This is a genomic window from Actinoplanes sichuanensis, from assembly GCF_033097365.1.
Classification (GTDB): domain Bacteria; phylum Actinomycetota; class Actinomycetes; order Mycobacteriales; family Micromonosporaceae; genus Actinoplanes; species Actinoplanes sichuanensis.
Genome location: NZ_AP028461.1, coordinates 4,365,479 through 4,390,852 on the forward strand (window position 1 = coordinate 4,365,479; position 25,374 = coordinate 4,390,852).

19 protein-coding genes and 1 pseudogene are annotated in these 25,374 nt (G+C 67.6%); 8 read left to right on the forward strand and 12 right to left on the reverse strand.

The genetic code is table 11. The features are described from left to right. The first annotated feature begins 167 nt into the window (after window positions 1-167). The gene (locus tag Q0Z83_RS20070) at window positions 168-2,573 is read left to right on the forward strand and encodes a transglycosylase domain-containing protein (protein WP_317795488.1); all 2,406 of its coding nucleotides are present in this window, start codon (window positions 168-170) and stop codon (window positions 2,571-2,573) included. Between the two features lie 160 nt (window positions 2,574-2,733). On the opposite strand, the gene bla is transcribed toward Q0Z83_RS20070, so the two are convergent. Continuing rightward, on the reverse strand, window positions 2,734-3,687 hold the full coding sequence (gene bla, locus Q0Z83_RS20075) for a class A beta-lactamase (protein WP_317795489.1): 954 nt from the start codon (window positions 3,685-3,687) through the stop codon (window positions 2,734-2,736). 181 nt (window positions 3,688-3,868) lie between these two features. Next, window positions 3,869-4,438 (reverse strand): helix-turn-helix domain-containing protein, encoded by a 570-nt coding sequence (locus Q0Z83_RS20080; RefSeq protein ID WP_317795490.1) that lies wholly within the window; start codon window positions 4,436-4,438, stop codon window positions 3,869-3,871. A gap of 216 nt (window positions 4,439-4,654) precedes the next feature. Here Q0Z83_RS20080 and Q0Z83_RS20085 point away from each other — a divergent pair, with 216 nt between their 5' ends. Continuing rightward, window positions 4,655-5,041 carry a winged helix-turn-helix transcriptional regulator gene (locus tag Q0Z83_RS20085; RefSeq protein ID WP_317795491.1) on the forward strand — a complete coding sequence of 129 codons (387 nt, stop codon included), beginning with the start codon at window positions 4,655-4,657 and terminating at the stop codon, window positions 5,039-5,041. Here Q0Z83_RS20085 and Q0Z83_RS20090 read toward each other — a convergent pair. Further along, complete coding sequence (locus Q0Z83_RS20090) at window positions 5,022-5,429, reverse strand: RidA family protein (RefSeq protein ID WP_317795492.1); 408 nt, start codon at window positions 5,427-5,429, stop codon at window positions 5,022-5,024. The two genes, Q0Z83_RS20085 and Q0Z83_RS20090, sit on opposite strands and share 20 nt — an antisense overlap. A 204-nt stretch (window positions 5,430-5,633) precedes the next feature. Here Q0Z83_RS20090 and Q0Z83_RS20095 point away from each other — a divergent pair, with 204 nt between their 5' ends. The 3 genes from Q0Z83_RS20095 (at window position 5,634) to Q0Z83_RS20100 (ending at window position 7,079) form a co-directional block, all read left to right on the forward strand. Beyond that, complete coding sequence (locus Q0Z83_RS20095; RefSeq protein WP_317795493.1) at window positions 5,634-6,080, forward strand: GNAT family N-acetyltransferase; 447 nt, start codon at window positions 5,634-5,636, stop codon at window positions 6,078-6,080. Between the two features lie 547 nt (window positions 6,081-6,627). Continuing rightward, window positions 6,628-6,849, forward strand: coding sequence for a mycothiol transferase (locus tag Q0Z83_RS55825; protein ID WP_378078441.1), 222 nt, complete (start codon window positions 6,628-6,630; stop codon window positions 6,847-6,849). After that, entirely contained in the window at window positions 6,795-7,079 is a 285-nt protein-coding gene (locus tag Q0Z83_RS20100; RefSeq protein WP_317797104.1) for a mycothiol transferase, read from the forward strand. Before Q0Z83_RS55825 ends, Q0Z83_RS20100 begins: the two co-directional genes overlap by 55 nt. Window positions 7,080-7,414: 335 nt before the next feature. Here the strand turns inward: Q0Z83_RS20100 and Q0Z83_RS20105 are convergent, their stop codons facing one another. Beyond that, window positions 7,415-11,716 carry a phospholipase A2 gene (locus tag Q0Z83_RS20105; protein WP_317795494.1) on the reverse strand — a complete coding sequence of 1,434 codons (4,302 nt, stop codon included), beginning with the start codon at window positions 11,714-11,716 and terminating at the stop codon, window positions 7,415-7,417. Window positions 11,717-12,475: 759 nt separating this feature from the next. On the opposite strand from Q0Z83_RS20105, the gene Q0Z83_RS20110 reads away from it, so the two are divergent. Together Q0Z83_RS20110 and Q0Z83_RS20115 are read left to right on the forward strand one after the other, a co-directional pair. Beyond that, complete coding sequence (locus Q0Z83_RS20110) at window positions 12,476-13,012, forward strand: N,N-dimethylformamidase beta subunit family domain-containing protein (RefSeq protein ID WP_317795495.1); 537 nt, start codon at window positions 12,476-12,478, stop codon at window positions 13,010-13,012. An 84-nt stretch (window positions 13,013-13,096) separates the two neighbouring features. Then, window positions 13,097-13,483, forward strand: a complete 387-nt coding sequence (locus tag Q0Z83_RS20115) for a winged helix-turn-helix transcriptional regulator (RefSeq protein WP_317795496.1) — start codon at window positions 13,097-13,099, stop codon at window positions 13,481-13,483. 43 nt (window positions 13,484-13,526) lie between these two features. On the opposite strand, the gene Q0Z83_RS20120 is transcribed toward Q0Z83_RS20115, so the two are convergent. From Q0Z83_RS20120 to Q0Z83_RS20145, 6 genes and pseudogenes are all read right to left on the reverse strand, one after another. Continuing rightward, window positions 13,527-13,841 carry a hypothetical protein gene (locus tag Q0Z83_RS20120; RefSeq protein WP_317795497.1) on the reverse strand — a complete coding sequence of 105 codons (315 nt, stop codon included), beginning with the start codon at window positions 13,839-13,841 and terminating at the stop codon, window positions 13,527-13,529. Between the two features lie 294 nt (window positions 13,842-14,135). Further along, window positions 14,136-16,499 carry an acylase gene (locus Q0Z83_RS20125; RefSeq protein ID WP_317795498.1) on the reverse strand — a complete coding sequence of 788 codons (2,364 nt, stop codon included), beginning with the start codon at window positions 16,497-16,499 and terminating at the stop codon, window positions 14,136-14,138. Between the two features lie 20 nt (window positions 16,500-16,519). Continuing rightward, window positions 16,520-17,899 (reverse strand): IS607 family element RNA-guided endonuclease TnpB, encoded by a 1,380-nt coding sequence (gene tnpB / locus Q0Z83_RS20130; RefSeq protein ID WP_317795499.1) that lies wholly within the window; start codon window positions 17,897-17,899, stop codon window positions 16,520-16,522. Further along, window positions 17,896-18,471 (reverse strand): annotated as a pseudogene (locus Q0Z83_RS20135) (IS607 family transposase). The gene tnpB and the pseudogene Q0Z83_RS20135 overlap by 4 nt, the downstream one beginning before the upstream one ends. Window positions 18,472-18,682: 211 nt before the next feature. Further along, window positions 18,683-19,888 carry a PQQ-dependent sugar dehydrogenase gene (locus Q0Z83_RS20140; protein ID WP_317795500.1) on the reverse strand — a complete coding sequence of 402 codons (1,206 nt, stop codon included), beginning with the start codon at window positions 19,886-19,888 and terminating at the stop codon, window positions 18,683-18,685. 297 nt (window positions 19,889-20,185) lie between these two features. Then, window positions 20,186-21,085: a hypothetical protein gene (locus tag Q0Z83_RS20145; protein WP_317795501.1), complete on the reverse strand. Its 900-nt coding sequence runs from the start codon at window positions 21,083-21,085 to the stop codon at window positions 20,186-20,188. Between the two features lie 310 nt (window positions 21,086-21,395). Between Q0Z83_RS20145 and Q0Z83_RS20150 the strand changes: the two genes are divergently transcribed. Continuing rightward, entirely contained in the window at window positions 21,396-21,947 is a 552-nt protein-coding gene (locus tag Q0Z83_RS20150; RefSeq protein WP_317795502.1) for a hypothetical protein, read from the forward strand. A 30-nt stretch (window positions 21,948-21,977) separates the two neighbouring features. On the opposite strand, the gene Q0Z83_RS20155 is transcribed toward Q0Z83_RS20150, so the two are convergent. Together Q0Z83_RS20155 and Q0Z83_RS20160 are read right to left on the reverse strand one after the other, a co-directional pair. Beyond that, window positions 21,978-24,623: a putative bifunctional diguanylate cyclase/phosphodiesterase gene (locus Q0Z83_RS20155; protein ID WP_317795503.1), complete on the reverse strand. Its 2,646-nt coding sequence runs from the start codon at window positions 24,621-24,623 to the stop codon at window positions 21,978-21,980. 130 nt (window positions 24,624-24,753) lie between these two features. Further along, on the reverse strand, window positions 24,754-25,332 hold the full coding sequence (locus Q0Z83_RS20160) for a helix-turn-helix domain-containing protein (RefSeq protein ID WP_317795504.1): 579 nt from the start codon (window positions 25,330-25,332) through the stop codon (window positions 24,754-24,756). Window positions 25,333-25,374 lie beyond the last annotated feature (42 nt).

The following is a 25,374-nucleotide window of genomic DNA, read 5'->3' on the forward strand; positions in this document are numbered from 1 at the left end:
TCGCCGAGCGTGCCGGTTCCGAATCCCCAAAACGTGCCGTCCCTCGATCATGACGGCTGCCGATCGGTCGCGCGCTTGTTGGATCAGCCTGTTTTGCCCACTCACGGCGCGGCTCCCCGGTGCTCTCATCCGGGCCGGGCGCGCCCCTCAACGGTAGGCGCTGAACGATGAACAGGCAGGAAGATCCGCAGCCGGCCCGAGCCGGCGCCCGTGTACCAGGCCCGACCGCACCGGTGGGGCGCGCCGCGGTGGGTGCGCCGGCCGGAAGGGCCGCGGTGGGTGGGGTCACCGCACGGGCCGCGGTCCGTCCGGTGCCGCCGAGTGAGCCGCCCGGCAGTCCGTCGGCGGTCGCCGAGAGCCCGCCCGGCGGCAAGAGGCCCGGTAAACGCAAGAGCAAGGCGGCCAGGAAACGTCGGCGGGCGAACCTGCTGATCGGCCTCACCGCCGTGCTCGTCATCCTGGCCGGTGGCGGCATCGTGGGCGGCACGGTCTTCTTCGACTCCGTCGAGGTGCCGCAGCCCACGGCCGAGGATCAGATGAACGTCATCTACTACGACGGCGGCAGGACGGTGCTGGCCAAGCGGGGGGAGGCCAGGATCAACCTGCCGTATCAGCAGATCAACCCGATCATGGCGCACGCCGTCGTCGCGATCGAGGACAAGAACTTCTACAACCACAACGGCATCGACATGAAAGGCATCGCCCGCGCCGCCTGGAACAACTTCACCGGCGGCGGCAAGCAGGGTGCTTCGACCATCACCCAGCAGTACGCGCGGCACGTCGCCGAGATCAACGAGGTCACCTACAGCCGCAAGCTACGGGAGGCGGTGATCGCCCGGAAGCTGGAGTCCAAGTACGACAAGGACGAGATCATGGCCTGGTACCTCAACTTCGTCGACCTGGGCCGGGGCCGTTACGGAGTCGAGGCGGCCGCGCAGGGTTACTTCGGCAAGAGCGTGTCCATGGAGGCCGACCCGAAGAAGCGGATCAACGCGTACGAGGCGGCGGTACTCGCGGCGATCATCCGCCAGCCCTACCCGGACGCCATCACAGGCCACCAGGGGTACGACCCGGACATCAACCCCACCGCGGCCCGGGGTCGCTGGGACGACACCCTCAAGAACATGCGCGATCAGGGCTACATCACCCCGGCCGAGTACGACGCGCGCAAGTACCCCACGATCAGCAAGACCAAGGCGGCCGGCAAGAGTTCGGCAGCCGCCGAGAACGGCCCGGACGGCATGATCGTCCGGCATGTCCGCTACGAGCTGCGGCAGCGCGGCATCACCGACGAGATGTGGGAGAAGGGCGGCCTGCGGGTCACCACCACGATCAACGAGAAGGTGCAGAAGGCGGCGGTGGCGGCCGGGTCGCGCAGCAACGCGCAGTCCCCGATGACCAAGGTCTCCAAGAAGTACCAGGCCGCCGTGGTCGGCATCGACCCCCAGAACGGGCGCGTGCTCGCCTACTACGGCGGCGACTCGCCGACCGGCACCGACTACGCCGGTTACATGGACGGCGACGGCAACGGCGTGCTGAACAACGGCGGCCAACCGGCCGGCTCCACCTTCAAGATCTACACCTTGGCGGCGGGTCTGCAGGACGGCGTCTCGTTCGAGACCCGCTGGAACGGTGAGCTACCCAAGACCGACGGCAAGACGATCAGTAACGCGGGCCAGGACCCGGGCAGAGTGTGCGACACCGGCGGCGGCATCAAGAACTGCGATCTGCAGACGGCCACCATCAAGTCGTACAACTTCCCGTTTTATTGGATCACCGAGAAGCTGGGAGTCGACAAGGTCCTCGGGGCGGCCAAGGCGGCGGGCATCAAACACATGTGGACCAACGAGGGCAAGCGGATCGACCTGACGACCGCCTCCCGGTCCGTGCTGAAACGCAGCTTCTCCCCGGAGGCGGGCTTCGGCCAGTTCCGGATCGTCCCGCTGGAACACGCAGCCGCCGTGGCGACCATCGTCGGGGTGGGCAAACAGCACGACGCCCACTTCGTCAAGGAGGTCAGCTGGCTCGACACTGCGAGCGGCCAACGCAAGACCGTCAACGACGCCTCGACCGGCAGACGGGCTTTCCCCGAGGACCAGATGTCCGACCTGCTCGGAGTGATGGCCGAGATCCCCAAGAGCACCGGCAACTCCCTCGACGGCGGACGGGACTCGGTCGCCAAGAGCGGCACCTGGGAACTCAGCCAGCAGGAATCGGACAAGAACGGCGACTGCTGGTTCGTCGGCGGCATCCCGCAACTGGCGGCCAGCGTCTGGGTCGGCGAGAAAGCGGATCCGGTCGCCTTGAAAGAGGCCGACGGCGACAAGATGTTCGGCTCCCTGACCCCGGCGAAGGTGTGGCGGCAGTTCCTCGACGAGGCCGCCGACGCGATGAAGTGGGACGAGGAGAAGTTCCCGGAGCGGCAGCACACCGGCAACGCGAAGCATCCCATCGCCAACGGTGTCGAACCGCCGCCCCCGCCGCCGGCGCAGGACCCGCTGATCTGTGCGAATTTCCCCGAGTTCTGTACCGGTACCAACCAGGACCCGAACCGCCCGCGCGGCGGTCGCTGATCAGCGGTGATGCGGCGGCACACCTCGTGCCACCGGGTTCGGGTGCTCCGCTGAGCGGGCGCAAGGTTCCCTTTGCGCCCGCCCAGCGGCCGCCCTCTCGAGGCCGATATCGCCGGCGTGGGACTTGGGATCGTCATCCCACGGCAGGCGACGACCGTACTCAGGTGATCTTTCCTATTACGTACCTCGCGGCCTCGGCGACGAGGGTGTTGTCGGCCGTGGCGTTGCGGCCGGTACGGCTCGACATGATGGAGATGAGGACGGGATCGGCGGACGGCGTGGGCCATACGAGGCCGATATCGTTCGCGATGCCGTAGAAGCTGCCGGTGCCGGTCTTGTCGGCCACGGTCCAGCGACGTGGTACGGCCGCCCGGATCCGTTCCTTGCTATTGAGGTTCTGGTCAGCGCGTTCCATCAGGTCACGGAGGTAGGCGCGGGCATCGCCGGGGAGTGCGTCGCCCACGACGACCTTGCGATAGTCGGTGCCGATGGCCCGTGCGGAGGTGGTGTCGCGCTGGTCGCCGGGTCGCCAATCCCGGTGCAGGCCCGGTTCGGTCCGCACGGACCGGGTCACCGTGTCGCCGAGCGTCCGCAGATAGGCCGTCAACTGAGCAGGGCCACCGATCTCGCGCAGCAGGAGGTTTCCCGCCGTGCCGTCGCTGAAGCGGATCGCCGCGTCGCACAGCTCGTCGAGCGTCATCCCGGTGGCCACCCGATCGCGGGTCTTGACCGAGTTGTTCACGTTCGGATCCACATCGGCCTGGGTGAACCGGACGCGTTTATCGAGCCCGGACAGCGAGACGGCATGCAGGACGGCGGCGGCTGCCAGGCCTTTGAACGCCGAGCAGAACGGGAACCTGTCGTCGGCCCGGTGCTCGACCGTGACACCGCTGCCGGACGCCACCGCGAACACTCCCAACCGTGCGCCGTACATCCGCTCCAGGTCGAGGAGCCGCTCGTGACGCTCCGCCGGGCGAGACGCAGCGACCGAGGGTGATGCGGGGGCCGGGGCCGAAGTCGGCTGCTGCTCTGGTCCGGTCGTCTTCTCCTGTGGCCTGGTGCACCCGGCCACCAGAAGTAATGCGGCACCGATCGCGGCTCTCCGGGTGATCACCGGCCACGGCCTTCCGCGCTTTCGACTGTCGACCGGAACAGCACATCGAAGATCATGCCGAGAAACCTACGGAACCGGATCGAAGAACCGACGCCGATTCCTGCAAAGAAGTCATGAGTCGCCGCTCGGCATTTCGTTGTGGGTGATCGATCAGCCGGCTTTCATCCCACCGGGTACGTGGTCAGCGCGGTTGCGGGGTTGCGGCGGGCGGGCCGACCGGAGGGTCGGCGGCGACGTTCATCGCCGCGGCGAGGATGGTCAGGACCGGGATCACCGCTTGGGGGGCGAGGTCGTACTCGCCGCGCCGCCTCTGCTGGATCAGCCCCGCTGCCTGCAACGCCCGCAGATGGTGGTATAGCTGGCCGCTCGTCGTTTCGCCCTGGATCGCGCCGAGCGCCTCCTGGAGTTCGACGTTGGTACGGCGGCCTTCGCGCAGCAGCGCTTCCAGTAACGCCAGCCGCGGCAGGCTGCCGAGGGACTCCAGGATGCCCGCGGCCGGCCCCCAGTCCGTCGACAGTAGCTCGGCAAGCGGTATCTGCCTGGCCCAGAGCAGTTCCCTGGCGGCCACGTACCCCGCATAACCCACCGTCCCGGGCAGGGACTGATCGTCAGCCTCGCGGCGCCAGGTGTGCAGCGCCCCCGTCAGTGGGTTCGCACTTCGCGCGATGCGCTCCGGCGCGACGGCGCCGTCGATCCGGCTTTCCAGGTGGGCGATCCGTCGCTCAAGTTCGTCGATCCTGTCGTCGCTCATGATCGCCTCCTACGCTGGTCCGTAATTACGGAATAGCGTATTGGAGCGCGCGATGAAACTGCAACGCCGTCCCGAGAAACACCTGGGGGCGATCCTCCTGCGACGATCACGGATCCATCCATCACGGGGTAGGGCAGCAGGGGCGGCGGGCCCCCTGCTGCCGGGACCCGCCGCGGCGGTACGTTGTGTCATCGGTCGTCGGAGGGAGAGTGTCGGATGGGAACCCGCACCGAGATCGCGGCGCTCGATCCGAACGCCGACCTGGCCCGCGCCGACTCCCTGGCCAGGGAGATCTTCGCTGACATCGCCAACAAGTGGGCGCTGTTGATCATCGAGTTCCTCGGGCAGCGAACGATGCGGTTCGGTGAACTGCGAGACGAGATCGGCGGCATCAGCCACAAGATGCTCACCCAGAACCTGCGAATGCTCGAACACAACGGCCTGGTCGAACGCACCGTGCACCCCACGATCCCGCCCCGCGTCGAATACACCCTCACCGAGGCCGGCGACGCGCTACGCGCGGTCGTCGACGGCATGTGCGGCTGGACCCAGACGTTCCTGCCCCACATCGAGAAGGCACGCTCTAGTCGAGCACCGCAGTAGCCTCGATCTCCACCAGGTGCTCGGGTACGTCCAACGCGACGATGCCGAACAGCGAAGCCGGCGGCGTCGCGGTGATGCCGAGCCGTGCGGCTGCCCGCTGCATGCCGTCGACCAACTGGGGCATCTTCTCCGGCCTCCAGTCCACGACGTGCACCACCAGCTTGACGACGTCGTCGAAGGTCGCCCCCACCGCGGCCAGCGCCGTGTGCACGTTGACGTAGCACTGCTCGACCTGCGCTGCGAGATCGTCGGCGCCGACCAGCGAACCGTCGGCGGTCCAGGAGACCTGCCCGGCGACGTGTACGAACCTCGATCCGGTCGCCACCGAGACGTGCCGGTACACACCGGCGTCGGGCAGGCCGGCCGGGTTCACCAGAGTTACCGCCATGACCACTCCTTTCAGTTGCTTTCAGTTCCTTGGTAACCGTAGGAGACCGGCACTGGGCTGGGAAGAAGGCACTTATTAGTAACCGCAGGCACCTTTTGGTAACCACTGAACCCGCTGCACGCCGAGGGCCCGAAGGAGGTCCCCGTCGAGGCCGTTCGTCGACCAGCCGCAACGGCATGGTGCGGGGGTGCCAGAATGCCCGGCATGGATCTGGAGCTTCGACCGATTCGGCGACAGGACGCGTCGAAGCTCGTCGGCTTGCTGAATCAACTGGGATACCCGACCACCGAGGCATCGGTGAACGAACGACTCGATCATTGGCTGGACGACCGCTCAAGCTGGCTCATCGGCGCTGACGACGATGGTGATCTGGTCGGTGTCGCGGCACTGCACGTCATGCCGATGCTCGAAGTGTCGGGAAAGCTGGGGCGGCTGCTCGCACTGGTCGTCGATGAGCGCTGTCGCGGCCGGGGCGTTGGCCAGGCGCTGGTCGCGGCCGTCGAAGGGCAGGCCCGCGCCGCGGGCTGCGTGAAGCTGGAGATCACCAGCAGCCGCCACCGAAGCAGAACCCACGAGTTCTACAAGCTCCTCGGCTACGAGGACATCTGCGTGTCCTCGGCCCGATTCATCAAGGGCCTCGCCGACGATTAGCCGTTCGCCCCTCGAGGGACGACAAAGAGTCCTACAGCCCGGGCACGTCGCCCATGCGAAGGTCCGGGCGACTTGTTGATCTCGCCGGCGTTTGTAGAGTCACTCGTCGCTGACATCACTCGGTCTGGTGCGTCTGCTGCGCCGTGACCTCTCACGGTCTCGCGCCGATTCCCGCGCGCATGCTCGATCGAATCCCACGACTGGATGAAAGTGGCCCAAGACGCCCGCAAGCAGCCGCCGACTGCAGACAAGTGCGACTCGGTTCCTCCAATGAGGGAAGCTTGCTCGTCAAGTCTTGTGCCACGCCTGTCTCGCCCAGTGACTCCAGCACGGTGACCGGATTGTTCATGGAGGTCAGCATGCCCGGATGTTCCTCACCCAGCACCCGGCGTCGCAGTATCAGCTCCTGCTGATGCAGGTCTCGCGCCGCGGCCGGCTAGCCGAGGCTCGGCGGCATCAGCGGTCCGCGGCATAGCCGTACTCGCTGTTAACATTCCAGCATGTCCGACCACAGGGATAGATATACGTAATTCTCGGAGCGCGAGGCCTGGAAGGCTCCCTCGACTCCCAGCGTGAGGGGCTGCTCCTGACACTCGAAGGTCTCGACGACGCGGCCCGAACGACCGAAAGCGCTAGCTCGTTGTCGCTGCTCGGGCTCGTCAAGCAGGCCGCCACCTGGGAGCGCCGCTGGTTCCAAGTCATCGTGGCCGGACGCTGTCTCCCGAGAAGTGGCCCGCCGTCATGCCTGAGCCCCGCGACGCCGACATGATGGTCAACGAGAGCGACGCCGTGGACCACTGGGTCGCGTACTACCGGGAACAGATCAAGGAATCCCGCGCCATCGTGGCCGCGATAGATCTTGATATCCCGTGCGCGCGGAAAGACATCATCGAGTGCAACGTGCGCTACGTCCTGCTCCACATGATCGAAGAGCCTGCCCGTCACGGCGGCCCCGCGGACATCATCCGCGAGACCCGCGACGGCACCCGCCAAAGCTGACCGCTGACCAGATCGACCGGGTCGCGGGCTGTCGGCCAAGAATCCGAGCCACCGTCGGTTGGGACGCCGCGAACGAGCGACCCCGCCGATCATCTCGACAAGCCCGACTGGCCCGCAGTCGCACTTCATTAAATGAAGTGGCTGTTGGTGATGCATGACGGTCGCAGCGAACGAGCGGGCGGTCCGACGGCGGCGCGGTGCCCGTTTCGGAGAAGAAGAGCCGACGGTCGGCGGTGACTGGGTGCAGGTCCGCGACGGTGACCATCGCGGTGGTCGGCGGGCTCGCGACTTCGCGTTCCCGCCGACCATGATCATCTATCACCCACTCGGGGAATCTACCAGTACAGTTCTCCACGCATATCGACTGCTTTGTAGAAGCCCCATGCGCTGAGTTTGCAGGCATCTCGATAGCCGTCGGCGGTCGGCACGCTGGCGCACAGGTTGTTCGCATCCCAACCGAGGAGCCTGTCGATTACACCTCTGTCCCCCCAGCTGCTGTGGTTGCGGTATCCGAAGTCGTGACGCTGGCAAGCGCTATGGAAGAACGCCGCGTTGAACCTCAGAACCTTGTCGACCTCGGGTGGCACGCTGCATCCATCGTCATTCCAGTTGAAGTTGTACTCCGACCACTCACCGCCGCTTTTAGCCTTGGCGGTAGACCAGGCGGAATACGAGTCACTCGTCGCAGCGGTCAGCAGGTGATAGGCCTGCGCCTTCGTCTTGGGCATGAAGATCGAGGACACGTCGGAATCGGTTTCCCCTCCTTCGTTGACGACGCGGACCTTGAATGAATACGTCCCTTCCAGGAATTCCTTGACGAACTCGTAATTCGACTCCATGTCCTCGCGAAAGAGTTCCTTCCAACCGTGCCCGTTGCTCACATACAGCCGGTAGCGGACATATTTCTCCGGGTTCTTGTTCCACTCCGCCTTGACACTGTTGACGATCATGTCCGCGAACGAGTCTCGTGTCAGTTTCAGGCCGGTCGGTTTGGAAGGTTTGGGAACAAACGGTGTGGCGGTGACGATGTTCGACGGGGTGGCGTCGCCGGCGGCGTTGGTGGCGATCACTCGGAACTCGAACTGCTGGAAGTTGGCGATGGCCTGCACGGTGAAGGAGGCATTCGGCACCGCAAATCGAAGCCGGTTCCAGGTGGCGGCGTTCTTTGCCCGGTACTCGATCCAGTATCCCGCGTTCGCGGTCGAACTCCTGGTCCATGTCAGTTTGACCTGCGCGTTGCCGGCTTCAGCCGACAGGCCCGACGCGGGCTGTGGGGGTAGTGGCTTGGGCGTGCCGCTGATGATGTTGCTGGGTGTGCTGGACAGGCCCCGGAGGTTCTGTGTCCAGATCCGGAATTCGTACTGGGTCGCGTTGCGCAGCAGCTTGACCGTGTACGAGCAGCACCCCACCGCGAGGTCGAGCTGGTTCCAGGTACCGCCGACCGGACGCATCTCGACCACGTAGTTGACCGCGCTGGTGCTGCTGGCGCCCCAGAGAAGAGTGATTTGCCCGTCACCGATGCCGTTCACCTTGAGGTTGCCGGGTGCTGCGGGCAGGGCCGGCATCGGCTTCGCTGTGGCGGGCTCGGTGGCCTTGCTGGTACCCGCCCATGTCGAGGCGGTCACCTTGAAGTCATATGTGACACCGTTGACGAGGTAATCAGCGGTCATGGTCGTGCCGGTGATCGACAGGGGCAGCAGCTTCCAGGACTCGCCGGCCTTGCGTTGGTAGATGTTGTACGTGACGCCGCTGTCGGTGCTGGCCAGCCAGCTGAGAACGACTTTGCCGTCGCCTGCGGTCGCGGTGAGTTTGCTGGGCGGCGCGACATTTCCGGTGGCCTTAACCTGGATCGTCGACGTGGCCGGCCCTTCACCGCCCTGGTTCTCTGCGCTGACCTTGTACTCATAGATGTTGTTGATCTGCAGGTACTCGAGGTCGATCTCGGTCTTGCCGGTCGGGAAGGCGGCCTTCTGGAAAGCCTGGCCGGTCGTGACGTTGCGGTAGTGAACCCAGTAGTTGAAGCTGCCGGACGACGGGGCATCCCAGTCGAGGTGGATGGCGGCGCCGCCGCTGGCCTTACCGGTCAGGTTCTTCGGCGCTGTGGGCGGGGTGTACTTCGCCGTGGCGCCGGCCACCGCGGACTGAGGGCCGGCTCCAGTGGCGTTGGTCGCCGCGAACTTGTACTCGTACGCGTGGTTGTGGGTGAGGAACTGGTCGGTGAAGGTGCAGCAGCTGGTCACCGGGGCACCAAGCTTGACGAACGAGCCACCGGCCGTGGCGTCGCGGCGGTACACGTCGTACCAGAGGTTCTCGCCGGCGTTGGTCCAGGTCAGCTTGATCGTGCCGTCGGTCTGCGCGGCCGCGGCCAGCCCGGTCACCTGGGCGGGCAAGGCCTGGAATGGCTTGGCCTGCACCAGGTTGCTCTTGGCGGATTCGCCGCCCTGACTCGTGGTGGTCACCGCGAACTCGTAGGTATGGCCGTTGGCCAGGTATTCCGGCGTGAACGAGCAGCAGGTGGTGACCGGCAGCTGCAGCGCCTTGAACGCCTCACCGAGGGTCACGTCCCGTTGGTACACGTTGTACCAGACGTTCGGTGTGGCGCTGGCCGTCCATTCGAGGCTGACCTGGCCGTTGCCCGCAGCAGCGGTGAGGCCGGTAGCCGCGGCCGGGACCGGGTACCCGGCGGTTGCCTGCGCCACCGCGGAAAGTGGCCCCTCGCCTCCGCGGTTGTCGGCGGACACCTTGAATTCGTACACGTGATTGTGGGTCAGGAACGCCGCCGTCATGGCCGTGCGGTCCGTTGGAACGCCCAGTTTACGGAATGCCTCTCCGGCGGTCGCGTCACGCTGGTAGACCCAGTACAGGACCGGCTGGCCGACCGCAGCCCACGACAGCGCAATCGTTCCGTCCCCGTTGGCGGTGGCCGTTACCGTGGTCGGAGCAGGCGGCAGGCTATAAGAAGCCGTAGCCGAGGTGGTGAGGGAGGCCGGGGATGAGCCGCCGCCGTGCACGGCGACGACGTGGAACTCGTACTGGTGGTTGTGCTCCAGCCACTGCAGGTGCTGGCTGGTGGATCCCCTGCCCAGGCGGGTCAGGAAGGTTCGGGTGGTTTCCCCGGCGGTCACGTCGCGCTGATAGATCTCGTAGTTCCAGGCTTCCGGGACGGCCTGCCAGCTGAGCCGGATGGCACCGAGGGTGTCGGCGACCGCGGTAACCCGGGCCGGCGCGGGCGGCGCGGTAATGACCGGGGTGGCGCTGGCGACCCGGGAGAAGGCGCTTTCGCCGGTGGCGTTGACCGCGGTCACCTTGAATTCGTAGGTGTTCTCGGTGGCGAGCAGGCCGATGGTCTGCGATGTGCCGGTGATCGAGGAACTGGCCCGTACGAAGTGAGTCTGACCGGCGCTGGCATTGCGCTGGTAGACGTAGTAGCCGGTGGCGCCGCTGACGGCCTGCCAAGTCAGCGCCACGCCGCCGGCCGAGTTCACGGTGGCGTTGATCCCGGTTGGCGCGGCTGGGACGGCGGCCGGGTCCGGCGTGGCGGGCGGCCAGGCAATCTCCACGAAGCGCGGCCGGTAGATGCTGACGTCGGCGAACGTCCGGGTGTCTTCGAGCGTGTTCACGTTGTACGACATCAGGAGCTTGCCGCTGGGGGCCAGGTTAGGGTGCAGGTGGGCGTCGTAGCTGACGATCGGCTCACCCGGCTTTTGCTCCGGCGTGGTGAACAGGTATTTCGGCGCGTCGAACGGCCCAACCGGTGAGGTGGCGGTGTAGATCGGGTACTGAGGGTCGAACAGGGCATTGTTCTCCTGCGTGGCCAGGAGATACTGGTTGCCGACCTTCTGCACGCCGAACGCGGTGCCGACCCCGCTGAGAACCTTCGTGGCGTCGGTTTCCGTCGACGACCATGCCGAACCGGTCCAGAACTGCCAGGCCCCGCCGAGCCCGCCCGCAGGCACTCGCGCGACCTTCGCGAACTTGAGCCCTGAGGTCTGGTCGGTGCCGTACACGTAGGTGTAGGCGCCGTCCTCCAAGATGGCGCCGCCCCAGGCGTTCTTGGCGCTCAACGGCAGATCCGTGACGTTACTCAGGGTTAGGCTGGGCAGCGCGAACGTGGCCAGCGAAGTCCCGGTGATCTCCATTTCGAGATTGCCGCTGCCGACCCGCTTGTAGCGGTTGTAGAGGACCTTCAGCGATCCGTTCTCCACGGTCCCGTCGGCGACCCAGAAGAACTCACCGGCCTGGGCCGGTTTGACGAGTGCTTCGGGCGCCGCTGCGGTTCCACCATGGAGTGTGCTGACCAGTGAGTCACCGCTCTGTACGACGATCGTGTTGTTCACTAGGGGCGTCCCGGTGGGCCGGCTGCCGTCGGCGTTGACGGTGCCGAGGAACGTGTCGGAGAACAGCCATGCCGTGCGACCGTCCGGCAGTGGCACCGATGCCGTGGCATCCGCGCCGGTCCAATGGCCACCCGCGTTGCCGTAGGTGGTGAAGAGGTTGTTCAGCTGTCCGGCTACCGAGTTGTCGGCGGCGAACCCAGGCCCGGCGTCGAGCCCCTGGGCTATTCCTGCCACCGCGAGGACTACGGCGGTCGTGGCGGCCTTCCATCTAAACGCGACGGAGGATCTGATTCTGCTCATTGCTTTGGGTCACTCACTTCGAAGGGTGGAAGTTGGCGGGGAGTTCGTCCCGAGATAGAGCGCGATGACAGATGCTCTCTACACGCCTCCGGTTTGTGTCGATAATCCGAACAGCAACCGTCGTGGCTACTCTCAGGGCGGCTGCATTAGCGAATGGGCTTGTCCGCTCGACAGGGCGGGCTACGTCGTACTATCCGAGGATGATCGATGTCGTATACATCGGCCGGAGCGCTGATCCTTTTACCCGCTGTGCGGTTAGGTACCGGCGTTGTCGGGAAAATGGGTTCACCCCGGGGTCGCTGACGCGGTCCATCACCTCCAACCCATGCCCCCCATGCCCCCCATGCCGAGCGTCACCAGACGAGAGACTGACGGATCCGGTGCTGCGACTTGGGAAGATCCTTCACATGACAACGAGATCCGACTACAAGGAAGTTCCAGAATCTGATCACGTGGAGATCGCCACAACAAGGGCCTGACCGACCTTCAGCTCTCAATAAGAACCAGGCGATGAAGCATTAGAGAAAATCGGTCTTAATCGGTGACTGAACCGCGAACGGCAAGCAGCAGGTGACGCGGTAGCGGCGCTCGGTTAACCTTCTTACGGGAGCCTGAGTCGGCAGCATGGGAGGGCGAGTCAGTAAACGCCTCCATGTGGCCTTGCATGAACGCCTCCTGGCTCTCGGTGAAGTAGACGCTTATCTGCACTGTCCTCGGGCATCGGCTGGCGGGCCGGACGCACTCGACGGGCGCTGCCACTTGCTGAAAGACCCGTACGCCTGCGCGATCTTCGTCGGCCACGACGAGTACTGGGCCTCAGCGATGCGCGACACCGTCGACTCGTTCGTTGACGCCGGTGGGCACGTGGCCCGCTTCGGCGCTGACAAGCCCGAAGACCTACAGCGTCCCGGAATACTGCTCCTCATGAGTTATGACCTGGCCGTTTGGGAGGGGCCGCAGCCCACGACCGGCGCCGACGCTGATTCGACCTTCGAGCGTCTGTTCAGCGAATATGTCGAGGACGACCGGCCGACGGAACCGGTCGCATCCGTCGCCGCCTTCGTAGAGGCCCTTCTGGCCCGTTGGCCCGAAGACTCCGAGGACAGCCCGTACTCGGCGCATATCTTCGCCTCCGGATCGATCGCATACATCACCCTCAGCTACAGCCGGGCCGGCGAGGTGACCCTCTACTCAGCAGAACTGGCAGCCCGGTTCGGGCTTGTCTGTTTCGACCCGCAAACGGGCTGGTCGCGGCCCGACGCTGGCGGCGAACCCGCCGACCACGGCCGTCGATAGGTCGGCAGGGGCGGCGGGTCCCCTGCTGCCGAGACCCGCCGCGGCGGTACGTTGTGTCATCGGTCGTCGGAGGGAGAGTGTCGAATGGGAACCCGCACCGAGATCGCGGCGCTCGATCCGAACGCCGACCTGGCCCGCGCCGACTCCCTGGCCAGGGAGATCTTCGCCGACATCGCCAACAAGTGGGCGCTGTTGATCATCGAGTTCCTCGGGCAGCGGACCATGCGGTTCGGCGAACTGCGAGACGAGATCGGCGGCATCAGCCACAAGATGCTCACCCAGAACCTGCGCATGCTCGAACACAACGGCCTGGTCGAACGCACCGTGCACCCCACGATCCCGCCCCGCGTCGAATACACCCTCACCGAGGCCGGCGACGCGCTACGCGCGGCGGTCGACGGCATGTGCGGCTGGACCCAGAAGTTCCTGCCTTCGCCGCGTTCGATGCGCTGCAGCAGGGGCTTCATGTAACGCTGGACGTGGCATTGGCCGGTGCGCAGGGTCAGGGACCGGTTCATCCAGGCGCCGGCCGGGAACTTGTCAAGGAATCCGCCGTAGACGCCGATGACGTGGAATGCGCCAGCAGGGTCAGCAGCACCGGTGCCGCACGTCTCCCTGGCGCGAACAACCGCCGCGCCACAACGATCAGCGCCGCCACGTACACGACGACCGCGACCACGATCCCGACGAGCAAGCCCCACAGGAAGGCGCCGAGCGCCGCCCAGTCGTTGTCCGCACCCGCCATCTGCGCGGCGCCCACCACGAACCCCGCCACCGTGCCGACCCCTACCCCGCCGGCGAGAACCAGCATCGGAGCGGCGGCCAACACCCACAACCGGGTACCCCGCCCAGGGTCGGCCACAGTCACCTCGAACCCTTCCTCAGACCATCTCACCAGCGATTCTCCCGGCGACACCTCCCGAGCGAGTTGACATCGCCGGAGATGCCCGGATCCCGGTCCGGCCCGGCGGAGGGGGCATGGCGCCGCCCGACCCGGTGGCAGCGGGAACCGGTCCGGCGACCCCTGGAGTCCACCCGGGCTTGCGCGGGCGGCACAGCCGCCAACCGCGCAAGCCCGGCGACACGGTCGATCACGGAAGACGCTTCGTGCGGGTGGGCCGGGTCAGCCGCGGCGCTGGGTCACCCGGTAGGTGTGCAGGTTCGGGTCGGCCTTGATCTGTGCCTCGGTGTACTTGATGGTGTCCCAGCCCTTCCGCGAGTAGAGCCTGGTCTGATCGGCGTACCAGGGCGAGTTCGGGTCGGTCGACTGGGCATAGGTCAGGATCTGCCGTCCCGACGGGCCGTGCCGGCCGAGTTCGACGGCCATCACGAACGATGTTCCATGGACGACCTGCGGGTATCCCACGCCCGGCACGAGCGGGTTGGTGATCACGTTGAAGGCGCCGGCCTCACCCCGGCCGCCGTGGATGGGGATGCGCTGTTCGCCGCGGCTGTCGGTGTGGATGTCGCCCAGCTTCGCGTCGAGCGGGATGCCGGCGAGCCGTTGCACGGCGTCGGCGAGCGCTGTGCGTACCCGTGGATCTGTGGTGTTGAGGCGGCGTGGGGTCCGCACCGGGTCGGTGACGTCGAAGGTGTCGGCGAACCTGATGCCGCCCGCGAGGGCGAACTCGGAGAACAGGTGCGCGCCGCGGCTGTTCAGGTCGACGCGCTCGTCGAAGCCCGACAGCGCCTCGCAGGCCGCGGTGAGGTCGACGGTGGCGCCGTTCGAGGCGGTCGCGGTCGGCTGCTGCCGGCACAGCGTGACGAGGTCGTCGCGGACGAGTTCGGCGCCGTGCACCCGGTTGCCGAACGTGACGTTCCAGAGGCGGGCGGTGGTGAAGCCGGTGCCGGGCAGGCCGTCGGTGCCGGCGAGGCGCTGCTGGATCTGGTCGAGCCCGAGCCGGGTACGCAGGCTGCGCTGGGTGCGCTCGCTGCCGAGGATCCGTGCGAAGCCCTCCAGCGGCGCGGCCGGGCTGGCCAGCCAGTGGCTGTCGTTGGAGTTGGTGACGTAGTCGTCGCGGAATCGCACCGGCAGGTTGGCCGGGCCGAGAATGCCGGGGACCGCGGCGTCGGGGTCGGCGCCGAGCGCGCAGTCCGACCGGGAGCCGTCCAGGACCGCCTGGCCGCTCGAGGCGTAGAGGGGCTGGTAAGGCGCCGGAATGCAGGCGGCCGCGAGCGCGTCGGTCACCCGAGGGACGACCGAGTGATCGCCGTAGAGCGCTTCGCCGCGGGCATCGGCGGCGATCACGTTGACCCAGGGCAGGAACTGGTGCCGGTCGAGGACCGCCTTGAGCGCTCGGACGTCCTTGGCCTGGCCCATCCGCAGCCACCCGTCGAAGGCACGGTTGTTACCCGCGTTGACGTCGGTGATGGCGTACGCCGTGGTGGGCGTCCAGTCGAACGTGCCCGGCACCACGACCACCGGGCCGTAGCGGGTGTCGTGGAAGGTCCGGCTGACCGGGCCGCTGCCGGTCGACACGGTGACCGTGCGGGTGCGCATCCTCTCCGGCCGGCCGTCGACGTAGTAGGAGGCGGGATCGCCTGGTACGAGGCTGAGGCGATGCCATACGAACCGGCGCGCGGTGGAGACAGTGTGACTCCAGGCGAGCGTGCCGTTGTGGCCGATCTCGATGAGCGGGTCGCCGATCAGCGCCGCGCCCTCGACGTCGTAGCGGCCGGGCACCTTGAGGTGCATCCGGTAGAACCGCTCGGCGCCCTGCCACGGGAAGTGCGGGTTGGCCAGCACCATGCCGCTGCCGTTCGTGGTGGCCTGCGCGCCGAGCCCGTAGGCGTTGCTCCCGATGCCCGCGCTCGCCCCGTCGAGAGCTGCGACGACGGCAGCAGCGTCGGGGACTGTCGAGGCTCGCGCGGGCCCGGCGGCTGTCGGTGGCGTTGCGGTGACGATGCCGTCGAGCAGGGCTCGGGACCCGGCCCGGACCATGCTGTCCCACGACGTACGCCAGAAGTCGATCTCGGAGAGCGGGCGCACCCAGGCCTTGCCTCGGCACGCCGGGTCGCTCAGGCGCTGCACGCCGGTACGGCGCAGGAAGTGGTTGTACCCGGCGACGAAGCCGCGGATCTGGTCACGGACGTCGTCGGACGGTGCCCGCACACCGTCGCGGCGGCCCTCGAGGAGCCGCTCGGCGACGCGGTCGTCGATCGCCTTGCGGTAGAAGAGGTCGCTGCGCACGTTGGGGTCGTCCGGCCCGGCCGCGCCGAACCACCGCGACCGCTCACCGTTGGCGGTCACCACACTCTCGGCGATGACGCAGATGTTGTCCTCGGCCTGGACGTACCCGACGCCGAAGCCGAGGCTGCCGAAGTCGTCGGCGGTGATGTGCGGGACGCCGTAGGAGGCCCGGCGGATCAGAGCCGAATAGCCGCCCCCATGGTGCGTGCCGGAGGCGGGCGACGGTACGGCTGCACCCGCCACGACCACACCGAATACGACCGTCGCTGCTTTCAGGCGCACGAACAAGGACGTCACAGCAGCATCTCCGTTACCTTTCAGTGCGCTTTAGCGAGCACACGGTTGGTAGTCCTACCTTGCGGCGGGACGGTCCCGGTCTGACCGACGAGTGTCGTGCCGGGTTCACGTTTCACGGCCACCTGCCCGCGTACGCGGGTCTTCTGGTCGGCTCCACGTGCTGCCACCGGGCCACTCCCGGCGGTGTCGAACTCGGCCGCGAGGGCGGCAAGGTTGAGTGCGGCGTTGCGGTCGCGGTCGATGACCAGACCGCACGCTTCGCACTGGTATTCACGCTCGGACAGGGCCAGCTTGGTTTTCACCGTGCCGCATGCCGAACAGGTTTTGGAGGACGGATACCAGCGGTCGGCCACCAGCAGCCGGCCGCCGTTCCATCCGGTCTTGTAGGCCAGTCGGCGGCGGATCTCTGCTAACCCGGCGTCGGCGATGTGTCGGGCGAGTTTGCGGTTGGCGAGCATGCCGGTGACGTTGAGGTCTTCGACCACGATGGTGCCGTGCTCGCGGGCGAGGCGGGTGGTGAGCTTGTGCAGACCGTCACGGCGCTGGTTCGCCACCCGGGCGTGCGCACGGCCGAGGCGGGCCGCTGCCCGTTCCCAGCGCTTCGACGCCCGTCGACCGGTGCGCCGGTCCGGGCCGGTCTTACGCGACAGCGCCCGACCCAGCGCACGCATGCGCTGCTGCACGGCCACAAGGTGACGAGGGTTGTCGACCAGTTCGCCGGTCGACAACACCGCAAGGTGCTTGATCCCGACGTCCACACCGACCACCGATGTGGGCCTGGCCGGGACGCGTTCGGCGCGTTCGATCTCGATGGTGAAGGAGACGTGCCAGCGCCCGCCGTCACGCCGCACCGTGGCGGACATGATCCGCGCGGTGCCCGCTTCGAGGCGGCGGGCCAGCTTGCGGGCCGACTCGTGCAGCTTCAACCGGCCCAGACGCGGGAGCACGACGTGCATGCGGTCCGGCTCGATACGGATCGCTCCGGTGGTGAACCGCACGGATGGTGAGGTGCGGCGGCGGGACTTGAACCGGGGAAACCCGACCGGCCGCCCCGCACGCGTGCCCTTGCGGGAGTCGGCCCAGTTCTTCAACCCACGGGCGAGCGCGTCCAGGCCGGTATTGAACGCCTCTTTGGACACCTCGCCCCACCACGGCGCCACCTCGGGCTTCGCGGCGTTCCACGCCTTACGCAAACCGGCCAGCGACCACGACAGCGACGGCGTCAACTGTTCGTCCGGCACACCGTACGAACGTTCCGCGCTCCGCTGGTCCATGACGGCCTTGACCCGAGCGAGTGCCCAGTTATGGGCGACCCGGGCCGCCCCGGCATGGGCGAGTACATCACGTTCCCGGCCCGGGTTGAGGTCGAGGGCGAACCGGTACGCCTGGATCGTCTTCACGCCGGTTCCTCGGTGGCAGCTTCAACAGCCCGCCGGGCACGGTTCGCGGCAGCGCGACGGCCGTACAGACGCGCACACAGACTCGTCAGGATCTCCGTCACGTCACGGACCAAGTCGTCATCGACCTCTGCGGGGTCGACCACCAGCAGGCGACGACCCTGCGCGGTCAGCGCGGCCTCGACGTACTCGGCCCCGAAACGGGCGAACCGGTCCCGGTGCTCGACCACGATCGTCGACACGGCAGGGTCACGCAGCAGGGCGAGGAACTCGCGGTGCCCGTCGAGCGCTGACCCGACCTCCGTGACCACCCGGTCGACGCCGAGTCTCTGCCCGGTGGCCCACACGGTCACCCGGGCGACCTGCCGATCCAGGTCCGGCTTCTGGTCGGCCGACGACACCCCGGCATACACCACGGTCTACCCGGCCCCGGCCGACGTTCCCGTGACCGGCTCACCGATCATGATGAGACGGCCGATCCGGTAAGTAGGAACGGGCAGCGTCCCGGCCGCGTAACGCCGACACGCTGTCGCGTACGAGATCCCGGTGGCCGCTGCCCATTCCTTCACATTCACGACGACAACCATAGCGAGCTAATGAAAACTACTGACAACCGAAACGCCAGCAGTTGTCAAACCCGTGGATGCGATACCCGGCAGCTCCATCGCGACGGGCGGGAGGGCACCGGCCGGCTGATGCCGTGGCCCTCCCGCGCGCCGCCGAGCTCGAGGCTGGTCCGGCGACCGTCCACATTCTCTCATCGCGCGCCCGTCGGCGCTGACCGGTTCAGATCCGGCCGGCGGGCGGTGGCACTCGTTCGAAGCGCACCCGGCTCAGGAATCCCGGCAGGTCGCTGAGCACGTACAACTCCCCCTGCACGTCGACGCCGAAGGCGGTCGGCTGGGTGGGGAACCGGCCGATGGTGGCGGATTCGTAGCCGCCGCCGGCCTGGGGGCGTACGGCGAAGGCGAGGGTCGAGCAGTAGTCGCTCGCGATGTAGACGCCGCGCGCCTCGGGGGTCCGTGATCCCCGGTACACCACGCCGCCGGTGACCGAGCAGCTCTCGGTCATGAAGTGCTCGTACTCGAAGACGGGGTCGACGTAGCGTACGCCCGGGCGGCACTGGTCCGGGTCGAACACCGGGGTGCCCTCCTTGCAGGACCAGCCGAGATTGGCGCCGCCCTGCCACGGGCGGATGTGGTTGACCTCCTCGATCAGGCCCTGGCCGACGTCGCCGATCCACAGGGAGTTGTCGACGTCGACGGAGAACCGCCACGGGTTGCGCAGCCCGTAGAGCCAGATCTCGGGTCGGGCGCCCGGCTTGCGGACGAACGGGTTGCCGGCGGGCACGCAGTAGGGCTTGGCCCCGCAGGCCCGGCCGACGTCGATCCGCACGATCTTGCCGAGCAGGGTGCCGAGGTCCTGGCCGGATTTGAACGGGTCGTTCGCGTGGCCGCCGTCGCCGGTGGACCAGTAGAGGTAGCCGTCGCGGCCGAAGGCCACCTGCCCGCCGTTGTGGTTGCCGTACTCGGCGTGCTCCTGGGTGAGCAGCACCTGCAGCCGGTCCGGGGCGCCGATCGGTAGTCGTGCCAGGGTCAGCGCACCGGCGGGCAGGCTCGTGTAGGACACGTAGAGCATGCCGGTGCGTACGAAGTCCGGCGCGGGCGTGATGCCGAGAAGGCCCCGTTCGTTGTCGGACGTGTCGATGCGGGCGGTGAGGTCGAGCACCGGTTCGGCCGCCAGTCCGGTGTCGGGGTGATACGAGCGGACGGTGCCGTCCTTCTCCGCGATCAGCATCCGACCATCGGGCAACCCGGTGATCGCGACGGGACGTTGCAGACCGAAGGCCACCTGCTCGGAGACGACGGTCAGCTCGGTCAGTGGCACCGGGGCGGCACCGGCCGCCGGCCCGGAGGCGGCCGGCAGTACGGACGAGACGAGAGTGAGCAGGCCGGCCGTCATGGCGGCCGTACGACAGCGCCATCGCACCATCTTCGGCTCCTCAACAGAGTGATGGATGAATTGCGGGAGCGCTCCCACCGTACCGTACATCGATGACTGGCGATGGGTGAGTGACCCGGTGCCGAAGGTCGCGGATCTCTTGGTCCGCCTGCCTGGCAGGCCAGGTCATAAGTGATCGCAAGCGCCCCGGCAACCTCCACCGGGCTTCGCCTCCAGACCCGAAGTCCGGATACGGCCCCGGCGGCAGATTCACCATCGCGCGGCCGGGCCCGCTGGTACCTGCCCGGGTGATCGACTGACACGAACCCTCGAAGATTCGATGAGCCGTCAGCGAGTGGGATAGTCGCGGTCCAGCAGCGCCCGCCGGGCCGCCTCACGCTCCGGGTAGAGGAAGGCCATCATCACCGCGATCGCCGACTCACCGGGCATCGGCGCATGGCCGTCGACAACCGCCTGAGCGTGCTGAAGACGTCGGTGCCACCACTGCGCGAACGTACCGGGCGCGACCTCATTCTCGACCCGCCGTACGGAGGGCTGGTGCCACTCGATCAGGTCGGTCAACCGTAGGCGCAGCAGCATCAGGGTCAGCTCCTCGGCGGTCAGCGGACCGACTGACGGACCCTGCGGCCGGTGCGGCGCCGGTGGGCGCGTCTGGGAGGCGCAGTCGGTGCGGAAGACCCACACGCCACGGTCGGTCGGCTGCCACGTCCAGATTCGGTCGCGACCGGCAGCGGCATACCGCCTGGCGACGGCGGTCTCCCACTCTCTGACAAGCCTGGTCGCCTCCGCCGACTCCACGGCACGCTCACGCGCGACCCTCTCGGCCTCGGCGTCGGCTGCCGCGGCCAACGCGTCGATCTCGGCCAGGACCGGAGCGTACGCGTCACGGGCGGCGGCCATCCGGCGACGGTACTGGTCAAGTGCGGCGCGGCGGCCCTTCGGCGTCCACGGCTCCCGGGGCGCGAAACGGCCGCCGCGCAGTTCGATCGCGGTGGCTTTCGCCTCGCGGAGATAGGTGATCGCGGCGGTGGCCCACCGGTCCGTCTCGGCCGGCGGTGCCGTCACCTGCGTGGTGCGGCGGTGGCCGACGATCAGGTAGTTGTGCTCCAACTCGCTGGAGATCTCCTGGCTGGTGACCGCACGGTACCGGCTCCAGCCGGGTGCCAACCACAGCCGGTGCTGTTGCTCGCCGAGCTGGTCGGTCCAGGTGACAAGGTGAAATGGCACCACGTCCATCGATCCTTCGTACCATCCTGCCGCCAGGATCAGGAACCGGCGTGGTCCGAGACGACTGTTACCGGCATGGTCACGGTGCCATGTGACGACCGGCTCAACCACAGCCGTATCGACGTGCGACAACGGTCGCAGCGGCTGCATGATCGGTCTTCGTATACTCCACCTGAGCGGGATTCACCCGGGTTTCGCATCACGCGTGATGTCTCGCAACCGCACGAGGACCTCGGTCAGCCGCGGTACGCCGTCCGATGCGGCCGTCATCAGTCGCCCTGCCGATGGGGGCCGTGGAAGGAGACCGACTGTGGACGGTGCCGAGACCGACGGGTCGCAGAATCCAGGGCCTGCCACGAACCGCAGCATCGCACGCACCCTGTTCGTCACCCTCCTCGTGGTGATGGTGGCGCCATGTCTCATCGTCTTGAAACCCTGGCAGAGGATCGGAACACCGGCCACGGTCGTGGTCACCCTCCTGGCCGTCGCCGCGGTCGGCTGGTTCTGCCTGATTCTGCTGCGACACGCGAACGCCAGGCCGGACTGGTACCAGGCCCGGATCTGGACCACCGTGCCCCAATCGTCGCCCGAACAGGCGGTCACCACCGTCGTGTGCACCGACCTGGTGGCTCCCGGACACTTCCGAGACTTCGTCGAGCGGCTCCGACACACACTCGGGGACGGCACCGACGTGGTGTTCGACGTCGAGCCGAGGAGCAAGCAGAACACGGTTCACGTGCACACCCCGCTCTCCGACGGGCTGGCCGTCCGCTCCGCGGCGATGGACGCGCTGAGATCGATCGGGGTCACCCGCATCGAGCAACGCCCCGAACCCTTCACCGCGGAGCAGCCGGGCCCGTAACACGAAACCGCCCCGTCAAAGCGGCGAGAATCAGGCAGAGGTGACCGGCACATCCGTGTCTGCGGTGGTGAGCCGATCACGAAAGTGGACGCTGTTCATCGGCCGGGCGAAGTAGAAGCCTTGCGCACGGTCGTAGCCGAGTCGAGCCATGCGGGTCGCCTGTTCTGCCGTCTCGATGCCTTCGGCCACCGCCTGCATGCCGAACGCACGCGCCATCTGCGCCACGGCGTCGGCGATGGCGTCTTGGCCGCCGTCACCGACGAAGGAGCGGTCGAGTTTGATCTGGTTCACCGGGCAGCTGGCGAGCAGGGTGAGTGTCGAGGCGCCGGTGCCGAAGTCGTCCAGGGACAGCCGCACACCCATGGCCCGCAGGTCGCTCAGGTTGTCGTGGGTCGCACCGCCGCCGACCGCGACTGATTCGGTGATCTCCACGGTCAGCCGTCGGGGCGGCAGGCCGCTGTCGTGCAGCGCCTCGGCCACCACGGCGGAGAAGCCGACCTCACGCAGCTGCCTGGCGGACACGTTGACCGACACCGTGTGATCGCCCGGCCAGGTCGCCGCCTCGTGGGTTGCGGCCCGCAGCACCCAGGTGCCGAGTGGGATGATCAGGCCGGTCTGTTCGGCGGTGTCGATGAAGGCGTTCGGGCCGAGTAGGCCGTCGACCGGGTGCTGCCAGCGCACCAGCGCCTCGGCTCCGGTGATGCGGCCGTCCGGCAACGTGACCACCGGTTGGTAGAACACCACGAGCTGGTCTTCGAGGATCGCCGTCTGCAGCGCGGCCGCGCGCCGGCTGCGTTCGGCGCCGCGGGCCTCCATACCCGGCCGGTACCGCTCGTACCCGCCCTCGCCGCGTGCCTTCGCCTCGTACATCGCGATGTCGGCCTGTCGGAGCAGGTCGCCCGCGTCGTCTCCACCCTGGCCCTCGACCACGCCGAAGCTGGCCCGGACGGTCATCGGCTCGCCGTCGACCACGGCCGGTTCGAGCAGAACGGTGCTGATACGGGTCAGCACCTGGTCCACGTGCGCGCCGGCGGAGTCTTCGAGGAGGATGGCGAATTCGTCTCCGCCGAGGCGGGCGACGGTGTCGGCGGGCCGGACGCTGGCTCTCAACCGTTCGGCCACGTGCACCAGAAGCGCATCACCGGCGGCGTGCCCTCGGGTGTCGTTGACGGTTTTGAAGTCGTCCAGGTCGATCAGCACGACGCTGACCTTTTGATCATGTGCCCGGCCGGTCACCGCTGCGGCCAGCCGCTTGTTGAACAGCGCCCGATTCGCCAGCCCGGTGAGGGTGTCGTGGCTGGCCTCATAGCTGAGCCGGTCCTGCACGTCACGGGTCTCGGTGATGTCTCGGGCATTGGTGACGATGCCGCCCACGCTCGGCTCGTGAGTCAGGTTCGCGCTGATCATCTCCAGCCAGCGGTATGTCGCGTCGGCGTGCAGCAGGCGCGCCTGGTAGGTGGCCGTGTTCCCCGGTGCCGCGGCCACCGCCGCGGCCTGCTCGGCGAACAGGGCCCGGTCGTCGGGATGTACGCGCAGTGCCACGTCGGTGCCGACCAGATCGTGTGGGTGCAGGCCGAGTACGCCGTGCGCGGCCGGGCTGGCGTAGGTCAGCGCGCCTGAGGGGTCGGTGATGGTGACCATGTCGGTGGAGTTCTGCACCAGCAGGCGGAACCGCTTCTCCTGGACACCGATCCGGGTGAGCAGGGCGTCGTTCTGCCGGAAGGCGATCAGCTGGCGGATGACCACCAGCATGGTGAGCGTGACCGCGACGGCGTCGATCAGCGTGCGGTCTCCGTGGCCGGTCAGGTTGTTGTAGATCACCAGGGCGTCGACGGCCGCGATCCCCACGTACGGCATGAGGCTGTAGCCGCGCGGGGTCCGCTGCGGCCGGTCGCCGGCTGCGGTGTCCACGACCTGGACCCGGGCGCCGACCGCTGCCGTGTACGCGGCGAGTGGGAGCACGAGGGCCAGTAGGTTGCCCTGGGGTTGTTGCGGCTGCAGGAAGCTGATGGCCGAGCCGAGTCCACCGATCAGCGCCGACGCGCCGATCCAGGAGAGCCCACGCCGGGCGAACGAGTCGACGCCGGCCAGCACGACCTTGGCGGCCAGGTAGACGCCGTTGAGGCCGGCGCCCATGATGACGATCGCCGAGATCACCCGCCAGGGGGTGATCTGGCCGTCGGCGAATTGGGCGGACGCGGCGAAGTGCCAGATGAGGAGCCCGGCGGCCGAGGTCAGGGTGCCGAGATCGAGCCGAACTCCGATTCTGCGGGCCCGACCCCGGGCGCTGAACGGCAGGCCCACCAACGGCACCGTGAGCATGATGCCGCCGATGAGGTGCAGCACGACCGAGGCCGGCAGCAACCAGGTTCCGACGCCCCACTCGAAGAGAATGCGCAGTCCGGCGACGGCGATGAACAGGGAGACGCCGGTTTGCGCTGTCCGCCAGTAGCGGCGTACGGCGGGGGCGGATGCCGGGTCGGTCTGGACTCGTCGGCAGAGCAGCAGGGTGGGGATGATGACCGCGATCATCAGCAGCCAGTTCACCGGGGTGGGCCACAACCGGCCGAGGTGTTCCTGCAGCAGGAACGCTGTGACGTCGATGATCGTCAGTGCCGTGACGGCCTGGAACGCGCGGTCGGCGAAGAGCGGAAGGCCGGCCGGCGCGTCAGACACACCGTTACTATCGACGCGGACGTGACCGAACTGAGAGTCGGACGCCTCCCCCACCCGGGGATCTTCCGCACATCAGCAGGTCGGACCACTGTTTCGAGTGGTCACGGGCCGGCGCCGTGGTCGCGCGGTCTCAGTTCGGCAGTGCGGGCGTGAGGTGGGCGCGTTCGCCTTGGGCGCCGAAGAGGGTGAGCAGTTCCGCGGGTTGTGAGTCTGCGCTGCTGATCTGGTGCGGCGTGCGGGTGTCGAACTCTGCGGCTTCGCCGGGCCCGAGCCGGTACTCCTGGTCGCCGAGGATCAGCCGGACATGGCCGTTGAGGACGTAGAACCACTCGTATCCGTCGTGGGTCTGCAACGTCTTGGTGGTCGCTGCGCCGGCCGGCGGGTAGATCACCTTGTATGCCTGGATGCCCCCGGGGCGTCTGGTCAGCGGTATCACGGTGAAGCCGGCCCGTTTGACCGGGCGCAGGTGGATACGAGGATCGCCGGTGGGCGGCGCGGCGACCAGGTCGTCGAGCGGGACGCCGTAGGCGCGGGCCAGCGGAAGCAGCTGTTCCAGCGTGGGGCGCAGCTTGCCGTTCTCGAGACGGGACAGTGTGCTCGCGGTCAGGCCGGTCTCGGCGGCGAGGGCGGCCAGGGAGATGTTGCGGCTGCGGCGCAGGGTGTGCAGGCGCGGGCCGACTCCCGCGAGGACGTCTTCCGAGGTGACCATCGTTTCATGATGCGGATCCGCAACGTTTCTGGCAAACCCGCA